Consider the following 22,000-nt stretch of genomic DNA (forward strand, 5'->3'; position numbering starts at 1 on the left):
GGTCAAGCGTGGGCTAACAACCAGTCGTGCAACTCCTTCACAGAGTGCGCGACAAAGCGTGGATTCAGGGGTTCAAACTGGCCGTGGTCGTGTGCGCCGTAGCTCACACCCACGCTGGCGCAGCCTGCATTCACGGCCATTTGCAGGTCGTGTGTGGTGTCACCAATCATCAAGGTGCGCTCGGGCTCCACCCCAAACTCGCGCATCAGCTCGTGCAACATCCGTGGGTGAGGTTTGCCTGCCGTTTCGTCTGCGGTGCGCGAACCATCGAACACGCCTTTGAGTTCGGCGGTGTGCAAAGCGTCATCCAAGCCTCGGCGGCTTTTGCCCGTGGCCACGGCCAGCCAGTGGTGGCGCTCCCGCAAAGCGGCCAGCAAAGGCAAGACGCCATCAAACAAGGCGATGTCATTGGCGTGCTTCATGTAGTGAAAGCGGTAGCGCTCGCCCAACAGCGGGTATTTGTCTTGCGGCACATCGGGCGCGGCATGCGCCAGCGCAGGCATAAGGGCCATGCCAATCACATACGAAGCCGCTTCTTGGGTGGGCTTGACGCCACCCACATCCACCACCGCATCTTGAATGCAACGGGTGATGATTTGCGTGGAGTCAAACAGCGTGCCGTCCCAATCGAAGGCAATCAAATCAAACTGGCGTGGGCGTGTGCTCATACGTCGAGGTGCGGTTGATGAATGGGAGGTTGCACGCCGTCCACAAAGCTTTTCAACTCGGGCGGCAACGGGGCCTGCAAACTCACAGGGCGATGGCTTTGCGGGTGCTGGAACTTGAGCTGCCACGCATGCAAGAACATGCGCTTGAGTCCCATCTTCTGCAAAAGTTTGTTGTGCTCGAAGTCGCCGTATTTGTCGTCACCCGCAATTGGGTGACCTTGGCTGGCCAAGTGCACGCGAATTTGGTGGGTGCGGCCCGTTTTGATGGTCACTTCCAGCAGCGTGTACGGGCCCACTGTGCGTGCCACACGCACGAGCGTGATGGAGCGCATGCCGTTCGGGTCGTCCTTGCCCACCACTTTGACGCGGCGCTCGCCCTCGCCCACCCCATTTGGAATGGTGTACTTCATCAAAGGCGAGTCAATCACCTTCTTGTTCGATGGCCACAAACCCAGCACCAAAGCCAAATAGGTTTTGCCCGTTTCGCGATCACGGAACTGGTCTTGCAAGTTTTTAAGGGCACTGCGTTTTTTGGCCACCAACAGCACGCCTGAGGTTTCGCGGTCCAAACGATGAACCAACTCAAGGTTGGCCAAAGCAGGTCGGGCGCGACGCAGTTGCTCAATCACGCCAAAGCTCACACCACTGCCGCCGTGCACGGCCACGCCAGCGGGTTTGTCGATGGCCATCAAGGCCTCGTCTTCCATCAGAACGGGGAATTCACGGGCTGGGGCCGGTGCTTCGGCTTTGGCCTGCACTTGGGCGGACACGCGCACGGGCGGCAAACGCACCAAATCGCCCGCTTCCACGCGCTGCTCTGCCGAGGCCCGACCTTTGTTGACCCGAACCTCGCCGGAGCGAATGATGCGGTAGACGTGGGTTTTCGGCACGCCCTTCAAGTGGCGCATCAGAAAGTTATCGAGGCGCTGACCCGCCGAGTCTTCATCGACTGTGAGAGTTTTGACCGAGGGGGTGGGGGTGGGGTTTGAAACCCCTATAATGTGATTCACCAGCGTTTTGCTCTAAGTGCTTGATTTAACACAGATTAGACCATGTACTGACGAACGCGGTAAGGTCGATGCCCCTTTTGTGCTCGAGACGCAGACACCGTACCCAAGAGACGGTGTGGCACTCGCCCCAGAAGTTGAGCCGACGCTTAAGAAAACACTGAAACGGAATACCCCAAGTTGTGGAGGCTCTTTTTGAAAAGCCTTCATGACGGATCACTGCGAGAAGCAAAAACGATGGTTGTGGCAATGTTGATGTTGATGGAACTCTGCACAGAGTGGCTTTTGCCACCAACTGTGTGCAGCGTTGCGCGTCGCACCCTTGCCAGCTGGACCAGCCCTGTCTCCCCTGCACCGGCTCATCAAGCCACGCACACGACCACAGGACAACCGCGACTTCTTGCCCTTATCCACGCGCCCAACCACCACACCACTGCGCTTCTTTGAGCACAGTGGCTGCGGTTTCAGCGGCAATTCCCTTCGTTTTCTAGCGTCCCTCTGGCATCGTTGGCCCGTCATGGGCCTGTGATGTTTTACGTGAAGGAGCCGCATCATGAAACGGATGCTTATCAATGCAACCCAGTCGGAAGAACGCCGCCTGGCCATCGTCGACGGTCAAAAACTGCTCGACTATGAAATCGAAATCGAAGGTCGCGAACAACGCAAAGGCAATATTTACAAAGCCATCGTGACCCGCGTCGAGCCCTCGCTCGAAGCCTGCTTTGTGGACTACGGCGAAGACCGCCACGGATTCTTGCCCTTCAAAGAAATCTCCAAGCAGTACTTTGCTGAAGGCGTCTCGCCGAGCCAAGCTCGCATTCAAGACGTCATCAAAGAAGGCCAAGAGCTCTTGGTGCAAGTGGAAAAAGAAGAGCGTGGCAACAAAGGCGCGGCGCTCACCACCTTCATCAGCTTGGCTGGCCGCTATGTGGTGCTCATGCCCAACAACCCACGTGGTGGTGGCGTTAGCCGCCGTATCGAGGGCGACGACCGCGCTGAACTCAAAGAAGCGATGGACCAACTGGAATACCCCAAGGGCATGTCCATCATCGCGCGCACTGCTGGCATTGGCCGCAGCGCCCCTGAGTTGCAATGGGACTTGAACTACTTGCTCAAGCTCTGGAGCGCCATCGACGGCGCCAAGGGTGCCAAAGGCGCATTCTTGATTTACCAAGAATCCAGCCTCGTCATTCGCGCCATCCGCGATTACTTCAACCATGACATCGGCGACATCTTGATCGACACCGATGACATCTATGAGCAAGCGCACCAGTTCATGGCCCACGTCATGCCTGAGCACGCTGCCCGTGTGAAGCGCTACAGCGACGAAACCCCGTTGTTCAGCCGCTTCCAAATCGAACACCAAATCGAATCGGCCTATGCCCGCACCGTCAACCTGCCCTCGGGCGGCGCGATTGTGATTGACCACACCGAAGCCTTGGTGTCGGTGGACGTCAACTCGGCCCGTGCCATCAAAGGTGGCGACATCGAAGAAACCGCCACCCGCACCAACCTCGAAGCCGCCGACGAAGTGGCCCGCCAAATGCGCTTGCGCGACTTGGGTGGCCTCATCGTCATCGACTTCATTGACATGGACGAAAGCAAGAACCGACGCGAAGTGGAAAACCGCTTGCGCGAAGCCTTGCGCCATGACCGTGCCCGCGTGCAGTTTGGCACCATCAGCAAATTCGGCTTGATGGAAATGAGCCGCCAACGCTTACGCCCAGCGCTTAGCGAAGGCGCGTCCATCCCCTGCCCACGCTGCGGTGGCTCAGGCCACGTGCGCGACACCGAAAGCTCGGCACTGCAAATCTTGCGCATCATCCAAGAAGAGGCCATGAAGGACAACACCGCCGCCGTGCACGCCCAAGTGCCGGTGGAAGTGGCCTCGTTCTTGTTGAACGAAAAACGTACCGAAATTGCGAAGATCGAAATTCAACAACGCTTGAACGTCTTGCTCGTGCCGAACAAGACGCTCGAAACCCCCAACTACAAGTTGGAGCGCTTGAAGCACGACGACCCACGTTTGGACAAGATCGAAGCCAGCTACAAAATGGCCGAGGAGTTCGAAGATCCAACCGCCGTGACACGTCGCTCGCAAGAGCCAACCAACAAGCAAACGCCCGTCATCAAAGGCGTGTTACCCGATGCACCCGCACCGGCCCACGAACCCAAGCCCGCGGCACCTGCCAAAGCACACGCCAAGGCCAAGCATGCGGACAAGAAAGAAGCCAAATCTGGCGGCTTGTGGGGCTGGTTCACATCGCTCTTCAGCAGCGATGACGACAAAAAAGCCAAACCCGTCGCTGGCGACAAAAAGCCAGGCGAACGCGGCGAGCGCCGTGATGGCCGCAACGCCAATGGCCGAGGCGGCCGTGGTGGTCGCGGTGGCCGTGGTGGTGACCGCGCCGAACGCGGTGAGCGTCAAGAAGGCCGCAACGAACGCAACGCTGAAAGCGTGGAAGCCCGTGGCGAACGTCCCGCACGCGGTGAACGTGCTGAGCGTGGTGAAGGCACTCGCAACGAAGGTCGCGGCCCACGCCAAGACCGCAACCGCGGTGGTCGTGGTGAGCCACGCAACACCGAAGGCCAAGCAGCGCTCGACAACAACGCTTCTCCAGAAGCCCAAGCCGAAGCACGTGCCAAAGCACGCAACGAGCGCATCGCCCGCGAAGAACGCAGTGAAAACGGCGAACAACGCAGTGAAGGTGGCCAAGGCCGTCGTGAACGCAGCCCACGCGGCGAGCGCAACGACAACCGACGAGAACGCGCCCCTCGCGCTGACGAGAACGGCACACAAGAAGTCTTGCCACTCGACAACGCAGCAGCCGTGGAAGGCCAAGCACCGCAAACCGACGAGAACGGTGGCGAGCGTCGTGAGCGCCGCTCACGCGACCGCTACGGCCGTGACCGCCGCGAGCGTGGCGACCGCGCACCGCGTGAAGAAGGTGCAGCAGAACACGCCGATCAGGCCCATGCTGCTGAGCACGACCACGCTTCACAAGAGCAAGCCCCTCAAGAAGCCCGCGAGCCACGTGAACCACGTCAACCGCGTGAGCCTCGTGGTGAGCGTCAAGATCGTACCCCACGTCATACAGCGCGCGACGAAGCACCACAAGCTGAACCTTCAACGCAAGCCCCTGCACGCACGGGCATGCCACGCATTCAAGCGTTCACCTTGCCCGTGGCCGACATGCAAGCCGTGGCCCAAAGCAGTGGCTTAGAGTGGATCAACTCCAACCCTGAGCGCATCGCTGCTGTACAAGCCGCCATCGCCGCCGAACCCAAACCTGTGCATGTGCCTCGCGAGCGCAAGCCTTTGGTGATCGTGGATGAAGGCCCCTTGGTGTTGGTTGAGACCCGCAAGGATCTATAAACTACCCACGGGGTGGTGAACCCCAAAAGAAAACGGCCTAGAGAAATCTAGGCCGTTTTTGTTTGTTGCGTCGACGCGCTGCTTGTGCGTCTCTTACTGCACCGCAAGTGCAGCCACTTTATGCCACCACCTCCGCTGCTCGCTTCCAGCACAACTGGGCGCGTCCCGCGTCTTCTTTTTGCTCAGCCAATTGGGCCAAAGTGCGCCACGCTTGGCGTTGCATGTCTGCGTTGGTGAGTTGGGGGGCAGCTTGCTCCAGCATTTGCTGCGCTTTGCCCCACAGCGCATGATGCCAACACACCATGCCTGCCAAATACTGCAACTCCACCCAACGTGGGTAAGTTTGACGCGCACGGTCAATGCTGGCCAGCCACTCGGGATCGGTGGGCAACATCAACAAAGCACGGGCCAAGGTTTGCGCCACACGCTCGCGAATGGCGGGCGCGCAGCTGTCGGGCTGCTGCACCATGCGGTTCCACAAGGGCGTCAGCCAAGGCATGACAGCTGTGGCTTCACCACTGAGTTTGAGCATGCGCTGCGCTGCATGCAGCACCACTTCAGGTTGTGAGCGTTCGCTGGTCTCTAACCCCTCCCACGCGCGTTGCAGCTGGGCGCTGTCGTGCGCGTCGTTCAAGCTGGCCACAGCCAGCTCACGCAACAGGCTTTGGCCGGCGGCATCGGAGAACGCACCGTGCTTGGCCAACAAGCGCGTCGTTTCAAGCGCCGTCGCATGTTGCTGGTTCAAGCGTGCGGCTTTGAGACGCATGCGCAAAGCCAACATGCGGCGTGCAGCGCCGTGGCGTAAACCATCCAACCATCGCATCGCCTCGGGCGCATCGCGATCGCTCATGGCCCAACGCGCTGCAGCAAGGTAGGCGGACTCCATGGTTTCTTCCACCGTCTCACCCGCTTCGTCTCGGTTCATGGCCATCACAGCTTGCAAGTGCGTCACACGTGTGTCGCGATCACGCAAGGCGTGTGCGCTTTCAGCAGCTACCAAATGAGCCACCGCACGCAGTTGATGCGCATGACGTGGCGCAGGGTCATCTGCTGTGCGCACCGAAGCGAGCAATTCTTCCAAGGCCAAAGCTTTTTCAGCCGACTTCACAGCACGCACATAGCGACCGCTCCACAACTCAGACAAAGCGTCGAGCAACGCAGCATGCATGGCGCGCTCTTTTTGTTGCAAGCGCCAGCGGCGGGCTTGATGCGGCAATTCAAACAAGGCCGACATGGCACGCCATGCCAAGTGCAGCATGACAAACAACACCACCAACACCAACAACACCAAATTCAGCGACAGGTCGACACGGTAAGGCGACCAAAACACTGTGACCGTGCTTTGGTTGCCACCAGCCAACAAGGCCGAAGCGACGGCAACACCAAACAAGCCCACCAACCAAAGAGCGGCTTTCATATCAGCGCCCCGCTGCAGCTGTGGTGAGTGCCGCGATGGTGTCGTCCACGCGCGGAATCTCGATTTGTTTGGATTGCGCCAGCACCTCGCGCGCCAACGCCAAGGTGGTTTGGCCTTGGCGGGTTTGCATGTCGAAGTAACGCACCAAGTCATCGTTGGCTTGCTTCATGTCGGACTGCACCGCATCAAAGTGGCGAGCCAACAAACCCAAGCGGGCATTGAGCAAACGCAGCTTCAAGTTTTCGCGCACAAAGTAGCTTTGGTCTGGGGCGAGCATGCTGGCCTCTGGTTTGTCGATGCGGCTCACACGAATGAGGCTTTGCGCATCACTCCAAATGTCAGACCACACCTTCTCCCACCAGCTCATGCTGATGGCTTTGGCCCAACTGGTGGCAGGCACGGGTTGCGCTACTTTGGGTTGAGGTACGTTGCCCACGGCATTGAGCAAGGGCAAGGTATCCACCACACGCACCAGCTCGTCGAGCTTGAACAGCAACGCAGGCGTATCCGCCACGGCTGTGGCTTTGATGCGTTCAATGTCACGGGTGACAGCACGCAGCACGGGGGCAAGGCGCGGCTGCGCGACTTTGGTCAAACGTTGCTCGGCTGAATTGAGTGCAGCCAACAAAGGCTGCACGCTGCCCGTGAGCTGGGCTTGTTGCTGCGCCAAGCGGATGGCTGACTCGATGTCGACCACCAAGTTTTCGTCGCGTGAGCGTGAGAGGCTTTGCATCAGCTCTTCGAGCTGGCTGCGTTGCAGAGCCACTTCGCTGAGCTTGGCATCGGTCACCGACAAACGGGCGGCGGTTTCGCGTGCCAGTTCTTCGGCTTGTTTGGACGTCACACGCGCTTCCACAGCTTGACTACCCGTGTCAGCACTTTGGCGTGCCAGTTGTTCTTGAATGCCTGAGAGCTTGGCCCACATCAGGCCCGAACCGACCACACCTAAGACGGCCAACACGCCAATGCTGCGCATGAGCCACTGACTATGGCCCGCTGCGTTCGGAGCTTGCGCGAGATCGCTGACGTTGGCCAACGGTTCGGTGGTAGGCCCCAAGGGCGGGAGATTGGAAGTGTCGTCGTGATCTGGCTTCATGCCAGACATTCTAATGAGCCAAGCACATGGGCCACGCTGGGGCGAGACAGGTGAATTCCCCCAAAGCCCAAGGCCTGCGCGGCTTGGGCAATGCGCTCATGCGTCACGATGCAACGTGCGGTTGACCAGTCTTGCTGAGGACACAGCTGTGCGAGGTGTTGAATCGCTTGCGAGCTGCTGAAACACCACACGCTGCCATCGACGGCGGCTTCACGGCATTGCGCGATTTGTTCGGCAGACCACAGCGGCACTCGGCGTTCATACGCCACCACAAAGTGCACCGAGGCACCCGCAGCTTGCAACTGCTGCGCGAGCCAATCGCGTCCCGTCCCGTTTGCCGATTCGTCACTCTTAGCGGCATCACGCACATCATGGCCTCGCACAATCAACACGGGTTGCTTGGTTTGAACTTGCGAAGCCACCCGTGCCCACAGGGCTTCCGAGTCAAACTGCATGGCATCTGCGCTGGGACTGTCAATGCAAGCCTCCGGCACACCCGCCTGTAGCAAGGCTTTGTGCGTGCCAGGGCCTGTGGCCCAACAGCGGGGCGCATGGGCCCATGTTGCACGCGCGGCATCGCCCGCATGAGAGCGCATGTGGTCGGGTTGACGTTCAAAAAAATAACGCACGGCTTGGGCGCTGACAAACATCACCGCTTGCCACTGAGGCCATTGCGCCCAAGCTTGCAAAGTGGGTTCTGCATGGTGTGCAGGCCCGACGTCAATCAATGGCAACACAAGGGCTTCATACCCTGCCGTTTGCACCGCCTCGCGCCATGCGGAGGCATCGCCTGCGGGGCGGGTGATGACAACGCGCATGGTCGTCATGCAGTTCAGTGCGCGCCTTGCTCTCGCAAACGCGTCGCCACCAGCAAGCCCAACTCTTCCGCCTGTTGGCGAGCATTCGCTGCGGCCAAATCTATCGCCTGCGCCACTTCAGCCCGAAGCAACACAGGCTCACCCGATGGGTCGCCCCACGCAGCACGCAAATGCAATGTGCCATTGGCAAACGTGGCGTGCGCGGCCAGCGGCATGGAGCAGCTACCGCCCATGGCGCGGCTCACCGCACGCTCGGCCGTCACGGTCAGCCACGTGGCGGCATCGGCCAGTGGGGCCAAAGCTTGGGCCACATCGGCGCGATTGCTGCGCACTTCAATGCCCAACGCACCCTGCCCTGCAGCGGGCAACATTTCGGTGGTTTCAAAAATGTGGCGAATGCGTTCACCCAAGCCCAAACGCTTCAAGCCCGCAGCGGCCAACACAATGCCGTCGTACTGGCCTTCGTCGAGCTTGCGCAAACGGGTATCGAGGTTGCCACGCAGGGGTTCAATCTTCAAATCGGGGCGCATGGCGCGCAGCAGCACGGTACGGCGCAGGCTAGACGTGCCCACTACCGCGCCTTGCGGCAAATCATTGAGGTGTGCGTATTTGGACGACACCCAGGCATCACGCGGGTCTTCGCGTTCCATCACGCAAGCCAAATCAAAGCCTTCGGGCAAATCCATCGGCACGTCTTTGAGCGAATGCACGGCCAAGTTGGCGCGGCCTTCTTCGAGCGCCACTTCGAGTTCTTTCACAAACAAGCCCTTGCCGCCTACCTTGCTGAGACTGCGGTCCAAAATTTGGTCGCCCTGCGTGGTCATGCCCAACAGCGTCACGCTGTGGCCCTGGGCCTTGAGCAAGGCCTGCACATGCTCGGCCTGCCACATGGCCAAACGGCTTTCGCGGGTGGCGATGGTCAAGAAAACAGGGGATGTGAGGGCAGTAGACAAAACAAAACTCGCTTTTCTGGGACCACGCGGTACGTGGCGAAATCAATTGCGGCAAATGTTAGCAGGCGTATCTCTGCAATGACCGCGCCGATCTTGCAATAAGCAAACAGGAAAGCTGAGTCCCCCCAGCAGCAAGCGGCTGCCAGCCCGATAAAATCTAGCCTATATGACAAACCAACTCGACAAAAAATCCCAAGCCTGGTCCGCCCTGTTTTCTGAACCCATGAGCGAGTTGGTCAAGCGCTACACCGCCAGCGTGTTCTTTGACAAGCGCTTGTGGCAAGCCGACATCACTGGCAGCTTGGCACACGCCGAAATGCTGGCTCATCAAGGCATCATCGGCAAAGACGACCATGCAGCCATTCAAAAAGGCATGGCGCAAATTTGGGCCGAAATTGAAAGCGGCCAGTTCGAGTGGAAGCTCGACCTCGAAGACGTTCACCTCAACATCGAAGCGCGCCTCACCCAACTCGTGGGCGATGCGGGCAAACGCCTGCACACCGGCCGCAGCCGCAACGACCAAGTAGCCACCGACGTGCGCCTGTGGTTGCGAGGCGAGATGGACCTGATCATCGACTTGCTAGTTGACTTGCAAAAGTCACTCGTCGAAGTGGCCGAGAAAAACGTCGACGTCATCTTGCCCGGTTTCACTCACTTGCAAGTGGCGCAGCCCGTGAGCTTTGCACACCACTTGCTGGCCTACGTCGAAATGTTCAGCCGCGATGCCGAGCGCTTCAGCGATGTGCGCCGCCGCACCAACCGCTTGCCCCTCGGATCAGCCGCCTTGGCAGGTACCACCTACCCGTTTGACCGCGAACGCGTGGCCCGCACCCTAGGCATGGTGGACGAGCACGGCCACCCACAGGTTTGCCAAAACAGCCTGGACGGCGTGAGCGACCGCGACTTTGCCATCGAGTTCACCGCCGCCGCTTCGCTGTGCATGGTGCACATCAGCCGCATGTCCGAAGAGTTGATTTTGTGGATGAGCCAAAACTTTGGCTTCATCAAAATTGCCGACCGCTTCACCACCGGCTCGTCGATCATGCCGCAGAAGAAAAACCCTGACGTGCCCGAACTCGCACGCGGCAAAACTGGCCGTGTGGTGGGCCACTTGATGGGCCTGATCACCCTGATGAAGGGCCAGCCACTGGCCTACAACAAAGACAACCAAGAAGACAAAGAGCCTTTGTTTGACACGGTGGACACGCTCAAAGACACGCTGCGCATCTTCAGCGAAATGGTGGGTGGCCAAGTCAACCCAGCTACGGGCCACAAAGAAGGCGGCATCACCGTCAACGCCCAAGCCATGGAAGACGCGGCCAAAAAAGGCTTTGCCACCGCCACCGACTTGGCCGACTACTTGGTCAAAAAAGGTCAACCCTTCCGCGATGCGCATGAGACTGTTGCGCACGCGGTGAAGGCAGCTGCCAGCCACAACTGCGACTTGTCGGAGTTGCCACTGGAAGTGCTGAAAAGCTTTCACCCAGCCATCGAAAAAGATGTGTACGACTGCCTGAGCCTGCATGGCTCGCTCAATGCACGCAACACTTTGGGCGGCACTGCACCTGTGCAAGTGCGGGCGCAGATTGAGCGTCATCACAAACGTCTTGCCTGACATGCCCGAAGTCAAAGATCAGCGCAGCGCCCTCCACGCCATCGCGATCTTTGAAGCGACCAAAGGCTTGGCCGCGTTGGCGGGTTTGATTGGCGTGCTCGACTTGCTGCACCACGATGCGCGTGCGGCCATGATGACACTCATTGGCCGCTTCGGCCTCGACCCCACCGCCCATTACCCCTCGCTGTTACTGCATTACGCTGATTTGCTTCCAGAGACCGATGTGCCAATGCTCGTCGCGCTGGGCTCGGCCTACATTACGCTGCGCTTCATTGAAGCCACGGGCTTGTGGCTTTGTAAAGTGTGGGGCGAATACTTGGGCGCACTGTCGGGCGGCATCTACATTCCGTTTGAAGTGGTGCACTGGGTGCGCGAGCCTTCGTGGTTGAATGCCTTCATCGTCGTGTTGAATGCCGTCATCGTGGGCTACCTCACGCATGCTTTGTGGCGACGCCATCAACAAAATCAAACGCATGACTGACATTCTCACCATCACCCTCAACCCCGCCTTGGATGTGTTGACCACCATCGACAAAGTGAGCGACACACACAAGATGCGTTGCGGTCCCACGCTCAAACACCCTGGGGGTGGCGGCGTCAACGTGGCGCGCGTGCTGCACCGCTTGGGTGCAAACTGCGTGGCTTTGTATTTGGCAGGCGGTGTGACAGGAGAACGCCACCACAAGCTGATGAGCGCCGAAAAGGTGCGCTGCCATGTGATGCCCATCACGCAGGAGACTCGCGAAAGTTTTACCGCACACGAAACCTCAAGCGGCAACGACTTTCGCTTTGTGCTTCCCGGCCCCAATGTGTCTGCCACCGAATACGAAGCTTGCTTTGACTATGTAGCACAGCACATGCCCAAGAAGTTTTTGGTCATCAGCGGAGGCTTAGCGCCTGGCGTGCCTGAGAACTTTTATGCCCGCTTGGCCAGCTTGGCGAAACAACACGGTGTGCGCGTGGTGCTAGATGCCAACGGCCCCGCATTGGCCGAAGCACTGAAGGTAGGCGTGTATTTATTCAAACCGAGCTTGCGTGAACTGCGCGAGCTCACGGGCCACCCCTTACCGGATGAAGCCAGCCAAATGGCGGCCGCTCAAGAACTGATTCAAAGTGGACAGGCCGCCGTTGTGGCCATTTCATTGGGCTCTGAGGGGGCGATGGTGGTCAGTGCCACCGAGCATTGGCGAGCACAAGCCCTCCAGGTCGATGTGCAAACCACTGTGGGCGCAGGCGACAGTTTTGTCGCTGGCATGGTGTGGGCCCTGGCGCGAGGCGATAGCTTGCTCAAAGCGTTTCAATTCGCCATGGCATCTGGCGCAGCCGCTTTGCTGGCCCCCGGCACATCACTCAGTCAGGCTGCAGATGTGCACAGATTAGTTCCAGAATTGATGGTGAGTTCATAAGATTTGACAAATAAATCTTTATGACTCATAAAATGAGCAAATGCTCATTGAATATCAGAAATTAATACAAATTAATCGCCATGAATTTGCTCGGCTTGTGAGCCTCTTCGGTCTTTTCGTATGTCAAAGCATTCATGCCGCAGAAGACCTAGAGATTTCCAAATGGTCTTATCAGCTTGGCGTAGACACATGGCAATTGAACGCTTCCGTTGCGCAAGACCCTGCGCCATGGAATGCACAAAACACGAATCTGTTACTCCCCAATGCCGCGACCAAGTGGCGCTATGCCGACACATCGCCCTATGCGGCCGTCATCGGCAATCAATACATTCAAAACAACACATTTTTCAGCCTGAAAGCGAAAGCAGATCAAACCAAAGGGCTCCGCGTCGATGAAGCCATGGTGCAACACGACATCTCCCCGTCTTTTGGCGTTCGAGCCGGGGTTGTGAATTACAAAACAAGTTGGTGCCGAACCTACGAGCCAGACAACGGATGGATACGTGAGGTGGAAACCGTTTGTTTGACAAAGAGCTTGCGTGATGTCACTGGCGGTGCCCCCGGGGCTCAAGCATTCACTAGCACCCGATGGGGCAACTACTTGGTTCAAAACCAAATTGGCCTCTACCGACCGCTGGCGTTCAACTATGCACCACGAGAATTTGGCAACTACACCCCGAGCCCCAACTTTCAAGTGACGCAAAATCACAAGCTGGGATTCAACATCAATGTGCTGCATTTGGACAAAGCCTTTGAGACACGCTTGTCCTACATTCGTGCCAATCAACGCGCCACATTGCCCGAGGAAAACATACGTGGCACAGCGCCACAAACATCAGATCTTTGGTACCTCGGTGTTGCAGCCCCGATCACGAATAGGCTGCATGTGCGACTCACGCAATTCATGCAACACCAAAACATTGAATGCTGGTCACAGCTAGAGTCAGATCCTTGGTGCAACACGCGCGTCACACAGCAAAAAACTGCCACAGCCTTAGAGTTGTCCTATCGAGCGACCTCCGCTGACTTGTGGTCCATTGGCATGAGCGAAACCAAGTTTGATACCGATCGGCGTTTTTACACCGCACAACGCACATTCGCAGCCCAGGACGCTCCGTTTTACATTCGAACCCGACAGTTCAGTGCAGCCTGGCGGCACGACTGGCCAAACGGCATGTTTGGCATTGCCCAAGTTTTATGGGCAAGGCAAAAAAATGGCTTTGACGACATGGACTTTTCATCCCACGGCAATGGGCTTGGACTTCGAATGGGCTATCAGTACTAGCGTGTAATTTTTTTCATCTCAGCTGTCGCACTCTTCACAGGGCGTCTTGCCAACCTCGAGCTACCATCGGTTTCAAATTTAGGAGACCTGTTCATGCCCGTGATTACCAACATTGAAGACCTGCGCGTTTTGGCCGAAAAGCGTGTGCCCCGCATGTTCTACGACTACGCCGATTCCGGCAGCTGGACCGAGGGCACTTACCGCGCCAACGAAGCGGACTTTCAAAAAATCAAGCTGCGCCAGCGCGTGGCGGTGAACATGGAAAACCGCACGACCGCCACCAAGATGGCGGGCTTGGATGTGAAGATGCCCGTGGCTATTGCGCCCGTGGGTCTCACCGGCATGCAAAGCGCCGATGGCGAAATCAAAGCCGCACGCGCTGCCGAAAAATTTGGCATTCCTTTCATTTTGTCCACGATGAGCATTTGCTCGATGGAAGACGTGGCGGCGCACACCACCGCGCCTTTCATGTACCAGCTCTACATGATGCGCGACCGCGAAGCCATGGCCAACATGATTGAGCGCGCGCGCAAAGCCAAGTGCAGCGCCTTGGTGCTCACCCTCGATTTGCAAGTGATTGGCCAGCGCCACAAAGACCTGAAAAACGGCCTGACCGCGCCCCCTAGCCCCACCATCGCCAACATCATCAACCTCATGACCAAGCCCCGCTGGTGTTTGGGCATGGCGACCACACGCCGCCACACCTTTGGCAACTTGGTGGGCCACGTCAAAGGCGTGAGCAATATGAAGTCGCTCTCCTCCTGGACCAACGAACAGTTTGACCCTCGCCTCTCGTGGGAAGACGTGGCTTGGGTCAAAGCGCAATGGGGCGGCAAGCTCATCTTGAAAGGCATTCAAGACGTGGAAGACGCGGTGCTGGCCGCACGCAGCGGCGCTGACGCGATTGTGGTGAGCAACCACGGTGGCCGTCAGTTGGACGGTGCGCAGTCGAGCATCGAAGCGCTGCCCGCCATCGTGGCTGCCGTGGGCGACCAAATTGAGGTGTGGATGGACGGCGGCATTCGCTCCGGTCAAGACGTGCTCAAGGCTTGGGCCTTGGGCGCACGCGGCACACTCATTGGCCGCGCCATGGTCTATGGCTTGGGCGCTATGGGCGAAGAAGGCGTGAGCAAGGCGCTGCAAATCATCCACAAAGAGTTGGACGTGACCATGGCTTTCTGCGGCCACACCAACATCCAAAACGTGGACAAGGGCATCTTGATTCCCGGCACGTTTCCCGTCGCCTAAGTCAAGCTTGAGCTAAGTCAGCGCGGCCCCTGCGGGGTCGGGGATACTTGGGGGATGACTGACACCACATCCCCCTCTTCCACCGGCGTCAGTGCTTGGTGGCGCGCCCTGAGTATTTTTCTGGCCCTCGTCGTCTTGCTCGGTTGGGCCTTGGGCGCCAGCATGTACGAGCAGTTCAAAGCGCAAATTCATCACCTTGAAGCCAAGCTGGTGGAGATTCCGCAAGTGCGTGAAGTGGCCGTGTTGCTTGACGACGCGCAAGCCCCCGCCATGCTGATGACTTACGACCCAAAAAATCAAAAGCTGCAAGTCCAGCGTTTGAACGATGTGAAAGAGGGCCGTGAACAAGCCCTGCACGTGTGGGCGCTGACCGAGGGTGATGCGCCGCGCATGTTGGGCGTGCTCACCAACAAATACAAAACACAGCAGCTTGAAGTGCCAGCGCAAGCCTTAGAAGGCGCGCAAAGCTTGGCCATCAGCGTGGAAAACAAAGACAACGGCCCACGCGATGGCAAGCCGCGCCAGCCTTTGCTCTTCAAAGGCTGGTTGGTGCAAAAAGCAATTTAAAGTTTCTCGCTCCAAGGCACACCACCCGTGGCCCAATCGTGACGCGGAATGTCAAAGAACAACACGTCCACACTCTCGGGCTTGCTGCCCAGCTTGTCAGCACATGCTTGGGTGATGGCTTGGGCCAGTTGTTTTTTCTGCTCGGGCGTGCGGCCCTCGATGAGTTCAACGCGGATGGTGGGCATGGGTTCTCCTTGGTTTGAAAGTGGCTGCGATTATGAGTGAAGCCCTCACCCGCCGCATTGCCCACCTCGACATGGACGCGTTTTACGCCTCGGTCGAGTTGCTGCGCTATCCGCAGCTCAAGGGCTTGCCCGTGGTGATTGGCGGAGGACGGCGCAAGGTGGACGACATGCTGGGTCGGCTGCGTGCCGAGCAGCCCGACTACAACTGGTCTGAAGACAAGCTGCACGAAATTCCGCTGGACTTTTTCCCGCGCATCTCGGGCTACACAGGGCGCGGCGTCATCACCACGGCCACCTATGCGGCGCGGCAGTTTGGCGTGGGCTCGGCCATGGGGGTCATGAAAGCGGCCAAGCTGTGCCCCGATGCGATATTGCTGCCCGTGGACTTTGATCAATACCGCCATTACTCGCAACGCTTCAAAAACATCATCACCGACATCGCGCCCGTGATGGAAAACCGTGGCGTGGACGAGGTGTACATCGACTTCACCCACGTGCCCGGCGGCCAGCGCGAGGGCGGGCGTGTGTTGGCGCGGCTGATTCAAAAAGCCATCTATGACGACACGGGCCTCACCTGTTCGGTGGGCGTGGCCCCCAACAAACTGCTGGCCAAGATGGCGAGTGAGTTCAACAAGCCGAACGGCATTTCCATCGTGCAGCCCGAGGATTTGCAAAGCATGATCTGGCCCCTGCCCTGCCGCAAGATCAACGGCATTGGCCCCAAGGCCGAGGCCAAGCTAGCCGCGCATGACATACACACCATTGGCGAGTTGGCGCAGCGCGACCGCGTGTGGCTGATGCAGCACTTTGGCAAAAGCTATGGCGCGTGGCTGTTTGACGCCGCCCACGGCAAAGACGACCGCCCCGTGGAAACCGAAAGCGAGCCCGTGAGCCTGAGCCGCGAAACCACCTTTGAGCGCGACTTGCACGCCGTGGCCGACCGTGAAGAGCTAGGCCGCATCTTCACCCGCTTGTGCGAGCAAGTGGCGAGTGACCTCAAGCGCAAAGGCTATGTGGGCAAGACCATTGGCATCAAGCTGCGCTATGACAACTTTCAAAGCGTGACGCGTGACCAAACGCTGGACCACTACATTGACCAAGCCGACGCCATTCGGGCCACAGCGGGGCTGTGCTTGAAGCGTGTGGACCTCAAGCGCCGCTTGCGTTTGCTAGGTGTGCGTGTGGGCTCGCTGATGAAGCATGAAGACTGGCAAGCGCAGGGGCAACAAGCCCACGAAAGCCCGCAACACCCCTATACCGAATCGTTGTTTGGGGATAACCAAACCTCAAATTGAGAAATGGTTTGCGTGCGCCAAAATAGCAAAACCAACAAAACTAGGGTTTGATCTATGCGCATGCTGACTTCACTTTTTCTTCGGCTAGGAACCTGCGCACTGCTGCTGGCCGGCAGCGCCCATGCTGCCTGCCTAGGCGAGCAAAACACCACCCAAACTTATTCTTTCGAAGTCGTGCCTCAATTCACTGCGGCCAAGGTCTACAGCTCTTGGTCGCCCTTGCTGCAACGCATTGGCCAAGACACAGGGCTTTGCTTTGATCTGCGCGTGGCCCCCACCATTCCTGAGTTTGAGCAACGTTTGCTCAAAGGCGACCCGCAGTTTGTGTACCTCAACCCCTATCACGCGGTGCTGGGCTATCAAAAGCGCAAGTACCAGCCCTTGCTGGCCGACAGCGAAGATTTGCTCACCGGCATTTTGGTGGTGCGTGCAGACAGCCCCATCAAAACCCTGGACGACCTCAAAGGCAAAACGGTGTCGTTCCCTGCACCCAATGCGTTTGCCGCATCGTTGCTGATTCGTGCTGAACTGGCCAAGCGCAAAGTCAATACGAACACCATGTTTGTCAAAACCCACAGCAATGTGTATCGCTCCGTCATCAGCCAAGACGCCGCTGCGGGTGGCGGCGTGAACAACACGCTCGACAACGAGGCGCCAGAAGTTCGCCAACAGTTGCGCGTGCTGTTCGAAACCCCCGCCTACACACCCCACCCCATTGCCACGCTGCCCACAGTACCCGCTGCGGTACGTGAACGCTTTTTGAAGGCCATGCTCAAGCTCACCCAAGACGAAGAAGGGCGCAAGCTGCTGGATGCCATCAACCTCAACAAGCCACAAGCCGTGACCTACGCCAAGCACTACAAGCCTTTGGAGTCGCTGCAGCTGGAAAAGTTTTTGGTGCTGACAGGACAGTAACATGCTACACCGCCTGAGCGCCGCCGAGTGGAAAAGCATCAAACCCGCCTTGCTGATTGGGCTGGCCTTGGCGCTGCTGCAAATCGGCTCGGGCGTGGCAGCGTACTACCAATCCAAAAGCTTGCTGTGGGAAGGTAAATACCAAACCGCACACAACCTCTCGGTTGGGCTGGTGGTGGCAGTGGCCGACCAAATGGTGGTCAAAGACTACGCCACCGTGGAGTCCCGGATTTTGCAAACCATGTCCAACGCCGAGGTGGCGTCGGTCATGCTCACCGACATGTCGGGGCGTGTGCTGTCCGCCCTCAAACGCGACCCTGGCCAAAAGCCACGCTTGCTGTTTGACCCGTATTGGATTCCTACCCCCGACAGCCATGAAGAAGTCATCCAATCGCGCGATGACGCTTACATCACCACTTGGGCCAAGGTCAACTTAGGCTCTGACCTCGGCTGGGTGAAGCTGCAAACCTACAACCAACTCGACAGCGCCGACTTGGGCAGCTTGCGCCAGCAAACGTTTTGGTTGTCGGTGCTGTCGGTGTTTTCGGGCATCGTGATTTTGAGTGTGTTTTTGTGGCGCGCGTATTTCACAGTGGTCAAGCGCGGGCATGTGGCCGAAGCCAAGCTCGACGAGGCGACCAAGCGCTTGGTGCAGTCTGAAAAGCTCGCCTCACTGGGCGAGTTGGCGGCGGGCGTGGCTCACGAAATCAACAACCCGGTGGGCTATGTGTCATCCAACCTCACCAGCTTGCAAAAGTATTTGACCGTCTACGAAAAAGTGTTGGATGCGCCAGAGGCCAACACCGACGACATGTTGGCGGTGAAGAAAAAACACAAATACGACTTCATACGCGAAGACCTACAAAACTTGGTGAAAGAAACGCAAGAGGGCGTGGGCCGCGTCAAGGCCATCATCCAAGACCTGAAAGACTACGCCCGCACCAATGTGGCCTCGCATTACGTGGCATCTGACCTTCACGTGGGTCTCAAGTCCAGCCTCAACATCGCGCGCAACCAACTGAAAAACCGTGCCGATGTGCGCCTCAGTCTTGGCAATTTGCCTTTGGTGGAATGCACGCCTTCACAGATTGACCAAGTGTTTTTAAACCTCATCGTCAATGCAGCGCAAGCGATGCCTGAGGGCAAAATGGGCTTGATCGACATTCGCACCGATTGCAATGAACGCGAAGTTTGGATCGAGGTACAAGACAACGGCCCGGGCATACCCGCTGAGATTTTGCAAAAAATCTTTGACCCCTTCTTCACCACCAAAGACCCAGGCACGGGCACGGGCTTAGGCTTGTCGGTGTCGCTGAACATCGTGGAGCAACACCAAGGCAAGCTCGACGTCAACAGCACCGTGGGTGTGGGCACCACTTTCAGAATCACCCTTCCCATCAAACGCCCTGTGGCCAAAGGATCAGCATGAGCGAGAGCAACGAATCATTGGACGCCAGCCAATACAAGGTGCTGTGTGTAGACGATGAGCCCCACATCTTGTCGGCGCTACGCCGCATGTTGTCACTCGAAGGCTTTGAAGTATTTACCGCAGACAGTGGTGCACAAGCCCTTGAGCTGCTCGCCAAACAACCGGTGAACGTGATCATCTCGGACATGCAAATGCCTGGCATGAATGGCAAAGAGTTGCTAGAAAAAGTCCGAGCGCAATGGCCACAAACCATGCGCCTCATGCTCACAGGTGCATCTGATGTGTCAGGCGCGATTGACGCCATCAATCAAGGCGCCATTTATCGATACACGGCCAAACCGTGGAACGACGAAGAACTGTTGGGCACCATCAAATCTGCGATTGCGTTTGGTACCTTGGCCAATGAACATGACCGCTTGGAGGCGCTGACCGAAGCGCAAAAAGAATCACTCAATGAAATGGTGGACACGCTGGAGTCACGCGTGCAAGAACGCACCAAAGATTTACGTGCGGCATACGTGGCATCGATCAAAGCGTTCTCTAACTTGCTAGAGCTGCGTCGTGCTGATTTGTTGCCGCACTCGCGCCGTGTGGCCACGCTGTCCATGAAGATGGCCAAGTTGGCTGGGCTGAGTGATGACGAATGTCAGTCGGTGTACATCGCGGGCTTGCTGCACGACATCGGAAAAATCGGCCTGAGTGACCGCGTGCTCAACACCAAATTCATCGAACTACCACTGGCCGATGCCAAGGTCTATCGCACACACACCACTATGGGCGAGCAAACGCTCAACACCCTCGACGACATGCAAGGCGTATCAGCCATCATTCGTTCGCACCACGAATACTTCAACGGCACGGGTTTTCCAGATGGCTTGTCGGGCAACAACATCCCCATTGGCGCACGCATCGTGGCGATTGTGGAAGCCTACGAAGAGTTGCAATCAGGTGACTACGCCAAGAGCGAAAGCAGCCCCGCCGATGCCGTGCGTGTGATTTTGAGCAACAAGGGGACGCTGTTTTGCCCTGAGATGACCGATGCGTTTGTGAAAGCGCTGCGCAGCTGATCACTGCCGCGCCGTGCGCACATTGGCTGGCATGGCTTGCGGGTGGCTGGTACGCCAAGGGTTGATGTCCAAACCACCGCGTCGTGTGTAACGCGCATACACCTCTAAGCGCAATGGTTTGCACTGGCGCGTGATGTCCATGAAGATGCGTTCCACGCATTGCTCATGAAACTCGTTGTGATTTCTAAAGCTCACGATGTAACGCAGCAAACCCGCTTGGTCAATTTGCGGGCCGGTGTAGCTGATGCGGACACTGCCCCAATCAGGTTGACCCGTGACCAAGCAATTGCTTTTGAGCAAATTGCTGGTGAGGGTTTCAGTCACAGGCGCTTCGTTGAAGTTGGCAATGAGCAAGGCTGGGTTGGGCTGGTATTCATCGCAGTCCAAATCTAAACGGTCGAGGTTTTGACCGTCCAACTCGTGCACGGGTTCACGGTCAAAGTTTTCGGGCAACACCAGTTGCACGCTCACAGGGGCCTTGACAACTTGTCCGTGCCAAATGGCGGCGCTCAGATCGTCGCGCAAACGCTGCTGCAACTCGGCCACATCGGCAATGCGCGTGTTGTTAAAACTGTTCAGGTAGAGCTTGAACGACTTGCTTTCAATGATGTGTGTGGACTCTGCAGGCACCATGAAACGCGCCAGTGCCACTTGCGGCTTGCCTTTGGGGTTCAACCAACTGAGCTCGTAGCCAGTCCAAAAATCAGCGCCAAAAAATGGCGGCTGGGCGGGGACGCCGATTTCGTCGCGTTTGGTTTGGCGCGGAATTGGGAACAACAACGACGCGTCGTATTGATCCACATACGCCGAGGTTTTGCCGAGTTGTGATTGTTCGGGGGTGTTCATAGGGCGTTCAGAGTTTGCGGCGGAAAACTTTGCGATCAGGCTCTGAAGCGGCAGCATCAAAAGCGTAGCCTTCAAGATCAAAGCCTTCCAAGTCTTTGGGCGTTTTAGCTTGGGTAGTGATGGCGTAACGCGCCATCAAGCCGCGTGCGCGCTTGGCGTTGAAGCTGATGACCTTGTACTTGCCCCCTTTGTAGTCTTCAAACACGCACTCAACCACACGGGCCTTGAGCGTTTTGCGATCGACCGCTTTGAAATACTCTTGTGAGGCTAGGTTGATGAGAATGGGTTCTTTCTCGCCTTGCAGTCGCTCGTTCAAATAAGCCGCAATGTCAGCCCCCCAAAATTTGTAGAGGTTGTTACCGCGTGCATTGGCTAAGCTGGTGCCCATTTCCAAGCGATAAGGTTGCATCAAGTCCAAAGGGCGCAACACACCATACAAGCCACTCAAGATGGCCAGATGGTTTTGTGCCCAATCGAGTTGTTTGGGCTTGAGTGTTTTGGCATCCAAGCCCTCGTACACATCGCCATTGAAAGCCAACACGGCTGGTTTTGAATTTTTAGCAGTGAACTTTGGCGACCACGCTTGGTAACGCGTCACATTCAAAGCAGCCAAGGCATCGCTCAAGCTCATCAAACTGGCAATGTCATGTGGCGTTTTGTCTTTGAGCACGGCAATCAGCTCAGCCGACTGCTTAGTAAACATGGGTTGTGTATGCGGCACATCACCTGCCGGTGTGTCGTAGTCAAGGGCTTTGGCGGGGGAAAGTACAAACAACATGGCACAAAAAAAGGCTTCACGAAGAAGCC

Annotated in this window: 20 protein-coding genes; 11 read left to right on the top strand and 9 right to left on the bottom strand. The window is 57.6% G+C overall.

The window, feature by feature from the left end; genetic code table 11:
• Positions 1 to 2 precede the first annotated feature (2 nt).
• Both QMG27_RS09950 and QMG27_RS09955 read right to left on the bottom strand, forming a co-directional pair.
• Positions 3 to 668: an HAD-IA family hydrolase gene (locus QMG27_RS09950; RefSeq protein ID WP_281810910.1), complete on the bottom strand. Its 666-nt coding sequence runs from the start codon at positions 666 to 668 to the stop codon at positions 3 to 5.
• Positions 665 to 1,678 (bottom strand): RluA family pseudouridine synthase, encoded by a 1,014-nt coding sequence (locus QMG27_RS09955; protein WP_281810912.1) that lies wholly within the window; start codon positions 1,676 to 1,678, stop codon positions 665 to 667. Before QMG27_RS09955 ends, QMG27_RS09950 begins: the two co-directional genes overlap by 4 nt.
• A gap of 550 nt (positions 1,679 to 2,228) precedes the next feature.
• Here QMG27_RS09955 and QMG27_RS09960 point away from each other — a divergent pair.
• Positions 2,229 to 5,051 (top strand): Rne/Rng family ribonuclease, encoded by a 2,823-nt coding sequence (locus QMG27_RS09960; protein WP_281810914.1) that lies wholly within the window; start codon positions 2,229 to 2,231, stop codon positions 5,049 to 5,051.
• Positions 5,052 to 5,169: 118 nt separating this feature from the next.
• Here QMG27_RS09960 and QMG27_RS09965 read toward each other — a convergent pair whose 3' ends face one another.
• Genes QMG27_RS09965 through hemC form a run of 4 tightly spaced genes read right to left on the bottom strand, consistent with a single transcriptional unit; the run spans position 5,170 to position 9,335 of the window.
• Positions 5,170 to 6,468: a heme biosynthesis HemY N-terminal domain-containing protein gene (locus QMG27_RS09965; RefSeq protein ID WP_281810916.1), complete on the bottom strand. Its 1,299-nt coding sequence runs from the start codon at positions 6,466 to 6,468 to the stop codon at positions 5,170 to 5,172.
• Between the two features lies 1 nt (position 6,469).
• Positions 6,470 to 7,564, bottom strand: a complete 1,095-nt coding sequence (locus QMG27_RS09970) for a uroporphyrinogen-III C-methyltransferase (RefSeq protein ID WP_281810918.1) — start codon at positions 7,562 to 7,564, stop codon at positions 6,470 to 6,472.
• On the bottom strand, positions 7,561 to 8,391 hold the full coding sequence (locus tag QMG27_RS09975; RefSeq protein ID WP_281810920.1) for a uroporphyrinogen-III synthase: 831 nt from the start codon (positions 8,389 to 8,391) through the stop codon (positions 7,561 to 7,563). The genes QMG27_RS09970 and QMG27_RS09975 overlap by 4 nt, the downstream gene beginning before the upstream one ends.
• 5 nt (positions 8,392 to 8,396) lie before the next feature.
• Positions 8,397 to 9,335, bottom strand: coding sequence for a hydroxymethylbilane synthase (gene hemC, locus QMG27_RS09980; protein WP_281810922.1), 939 nt, complete (start codon positions 9,333 to 9,335; stop codon positions 8,397 to 8,399).
• Positions 9,336 to 9,501: 166 nt separating this feature from the next.
• Between hemC and argH the strand changes: the two genes are divergently transcribed.
• The 6 genes from argH to QMG27_RS10010 all read left to right on the top strand — a co-directional run bounded on the left by argH (position 9,502) and on the right by QMG27_RS10010 (position 15,456).
• Positions 9,502 to 10,950: an argininosuccinate lyase gene (gene argH, locus QMG27_RS09985; protein ID WP_281810924.1), complete on the top strand. Its 1,449-nt coding sequence runs from the start codon at positions 9,502 to 9,504 to the stop codon at positions 10,948 to 10,950.
• Between the two features lies 1 nt (position 10,951).
• Positions 10,952 to 11,431, top strand: coding sequence for a DUF2127 domain-containing protein (locus tag QMG27_RS09990; protein ID WP_281810926.1), 480 nt, complete (start codon positions 10,952 to 10,954; stop codon positions 11,429 to 11,431).
• Entirely contained in the window at positions 11,424 to 12,356 is a 933-nt protein-coding gene (locus QMG27_RS09995) for a 1-phosphofructokinase family hexose kinase (protein WP_281810928.1), read from the top strand. The genes QMG27_RS09990 and QMG27_RS09995 overlap by 8 nt, the downstream gene beginning before the upstream one ends.
• Positions 12,357 to 12,552: 196 nt before the next feature.
• A complete protein-coding gene (locus tag QMG27_RS10000; RefSeq protein WP_281810930.1) occupies positions 12,553 to 13,641 on the top strand; it encodes a hypothetical protein in 1,089 nt (362 codons plus the stop codon).
• Between the two features lie 93 nt (positions 13,642 to 13,734).
• A complete protein-coding gene (locus tag QMG27_RS10005) occupies positions 13,735 to 14,889 on the top strand; it encodes an alpha-hydroxy acid oxidase (RefSeq protein WP_281810932.1) in 1,155 nt (384 codons plus the stop codon).
• A gap of 54 nt (positions 14,890 to 14,943) precedes the next feature.
• Positions 14,944 to 15,456 carry an anti-sigma factor gene (locus QMG27_RS10010; RefSeq protein WP_281810934.1) on the top strand — a complete coding sequence of 171 codons (513 nt, stop codon included), beginning with the start codon at positions 14,944 to 14,946 and terminating at the stop codon, positions 15,454 to 15,456.
• Here the strand turns inward: QMG27_RS10010 and QMG27_RS10015 are convergent.
• Positions 15,453 to 15,641, bottom strand: a complete 189-nt coding sequence (locus QMG27_RS10015) for a 4-oxalocrotonate tautomerase (RefSeq protein WP_281810936.1) — start codon at positions 15,639 to 15,641, stop codon at positions 15,453 to 15,455. The genes QMG27_RS10010 and QMG27_RS10015 overlap by 4 nt on opposite strands.
• Positions 15,642 to 15,673: 32 nt before the next feature.
• On the opposite strand from QMG27_RS10015, the gene dinB reads away from it, so the two are divergent.
• Genes dinB through QMG27_RS10035 form a run of 4 tightly spaced genes read left to right on the top strand, consistent with a single transcriptional unit; the run spans position 15,674 to position 20,347 of the window.
• Positions 15,674 to 16,936, top strand: a complete 1,263-nt coding sequence (gene dinB / locus QMG27_RS10020; RefSeq protein WP_281810938.1) for a DNA polymerase IV — start codon at positions 15,674 to 15,676, stop codon at positions 16,934 to 16,936.
• Between the two features lie 60 nt (positions 16,937 to 16,996).
• Positions 16,997 to 17,851, top strand: a complete 855-nt coding sequence (locus QMG27_RS10025) for a phosphate/phosphite/phosphonate ABC transporter substrate-binding protein (RefSeq protein ID WP_281810940.1) — start codon at positions 16,997 to 16,999, stop codon at positions 17,849 to 17,851.
• Position 17,852: 1 nt separating this feature from the next.
• Entirely contained in the window at positions 17,853 to 19,280 is a 1,428-nt protein-coding gene (locus tag QMG27_RS10030) for an ATP-binding protein (protein ID WP_281810942.1), read from the top strand.
• Positions 19,277 to 20,347 (top strand): HD domain-containing phosphohydrolase, encoded by a 1,071-nt coding sequence (locus tag QMG27_RS10035; protein WP_281810944.1) that lies wholly within the window; start codon positions 19,277 to 19,279, stop codon positions 20,345 to 20,347. Before QMG27_RS10030 ends, QMG27_RS10035 begins: the two co-directional genes overlap by 4 nt.
• On the opposite strand, the gene queF is transcribed toward QMG27_RS10035, so the two are convergent.
• A complete protein-coding gene (queF, locus tag QMG27_RS10040) occupies positions 20,348 to 21,193 on the bottom strand; it encodes an NADPH-dependent 7-cyano-7-deazaguanine reductase QueF (protein WP_281810946.1) in 846 nt (281 codons plus the stop codon).
• 7 nt (positions 21,194 to 21,200) lie between these two features.
• Positions 21,201 to 21,971, bottom strand: coding sequence for a peroxide stress protein YaaA (gene yaaA / locus QMG27_RS10045; protein ID WP_281810948.1), 771 nt, complete (start codon positions 21,969 to 21,971; stop codon positions 21,201 to 21,203).
• Positions 21,972 to 22,000: the final 29 nt, after the last annotated feature.

The sequence above is a fragment of the Limnohabitans sp. MORI2 genome (assembly GCF_027925025.1).
GTDB lineage: Bacteria > Pseudomonadota > Gammaproteobacteria > Burkholderiales > Burkholderiaceae_C > Limnohabitans.

Excerpts from the sequence above, each read along its gene's own strand:
- dinB (WP_281810938.1), top strand. The coding sequence starts at position 15,674 with ATGAGTGAAGCCCTCACCCGCCGCATTGCCCACCTCGACATGGACGCG.
- yaaA (WP_281810948.1), bottom strand. The coding sequence starts at position 21,971 with ATGTTGTTTGTACTTTCCCCCGCCAAAGCCCTTGACTACGACACACCG.
- QMG27_RS09960 (WP_281810914.1), top strand. The coding sequence starts at position 2,229 with ATGAAACGGATGCTTATCAATGCAACCCAGTCGGAAGAACGCCGCCTG.
- QMG27_RS10030 (WP_281810942.1), top strand. The coding sequence starts at position 17,853 with ATGCTACACCGCCTGAGCGCCGCCGAGTGGAAAAGCATCAAACCCGCC.
- QMG27_RS10010 (WP_281810934.1), top strand. The coding sequence starts at position 14,944 with ATGACTGACACCACATCCCCCTCTTCCACCGGCGTCAGTGCTTGGTGG.
- QMG27_RS09990 (WP_281810926.1), top strand. The coding sequence starts at position 10,952 with ATGCCCGAAGTCAAAGATCAGCGCAGCGCCCTCCACGCCATCGCGATC.
- QMG27_RS09995 (WP_281810928.1), top strand. The coding sequence starts at position 11,424 with ATGACTGACATTCTCACCATCACCCTCAACCCCGCCTTGGATGTGTTG.
- QMG27_RS09970 (WP_281810918.1), bottom strand. The coding sequence starts at position 7,564 with ATGAAGCCAGATCACGACGACACTTCCAATCTCCCGCCCTTGGGGCCT.
- QMG27_RS10035 (WP_281810944.1), top strand. The coding sequence starts at position 19,277 with ATGAGCGAGAGCAACGAATCATTGGACGCCAGCCAATACAAGGTGCTG.
- QMG27_RS10025 (WP_281810940.1), top strand. The coding sequence starts at position 16,997 with ATGCTGACTTCACTTTTTCTTCGGCTAGGAACCTGCGCACTGCTGCTG.
- QMG27_RS10015 (WP_281810936.1), bottom strand. The coding sequence starts at position 15,641 with ATGCCCACCATCCGCGTTGAACTCATCGAGGGCCGCACGCCCGAGCAG.
- QMG27_RS09950 (WP_281810910.1), bottom strand. The coding sequence starts at position 668 with ATGAGCACACGCCCACGCCAGTTTGATTTGATTGCCTTCGATTGGGAC.
- QMG27_RS09965 (WP_281810916.1), bottom strand. The coding sequence starts at position 6,468 with ATGAAAGCCGCTCTTTGGTTGGTGGGCTTGTTTGGTGTTGCCGTCGCT.
- argH (WP_281810924.1), top strand. The coding sequence starts at position 9,502 with ATGACAAACCAACTCGACAAAAAATCCCAAGCCTGGTCCGCCCTGTTT.
- QMG27_RS09975 (WP_281810920.1), bottom strand. The coding sequence starts at position 8,391 with ATGACGACCATGCGCGTTGTCATCACCCGCCCCGCAGGCGATGCCTCC.
- QMG27_RS10005 (WP_281810932.1), top strand. The coding sequence starts at position 13,735 with ATGCCCGTGATTACCAACATTGAAGACCTGCGCGTTTTGGCCGAAAAG.
- queF (WP_281810946.1), bottom strand. The coding sequence starts at position 21,193 with ATGAACACCCCCGAACAATCACAACTCGGCAAAACCTCGGCGTATGTG.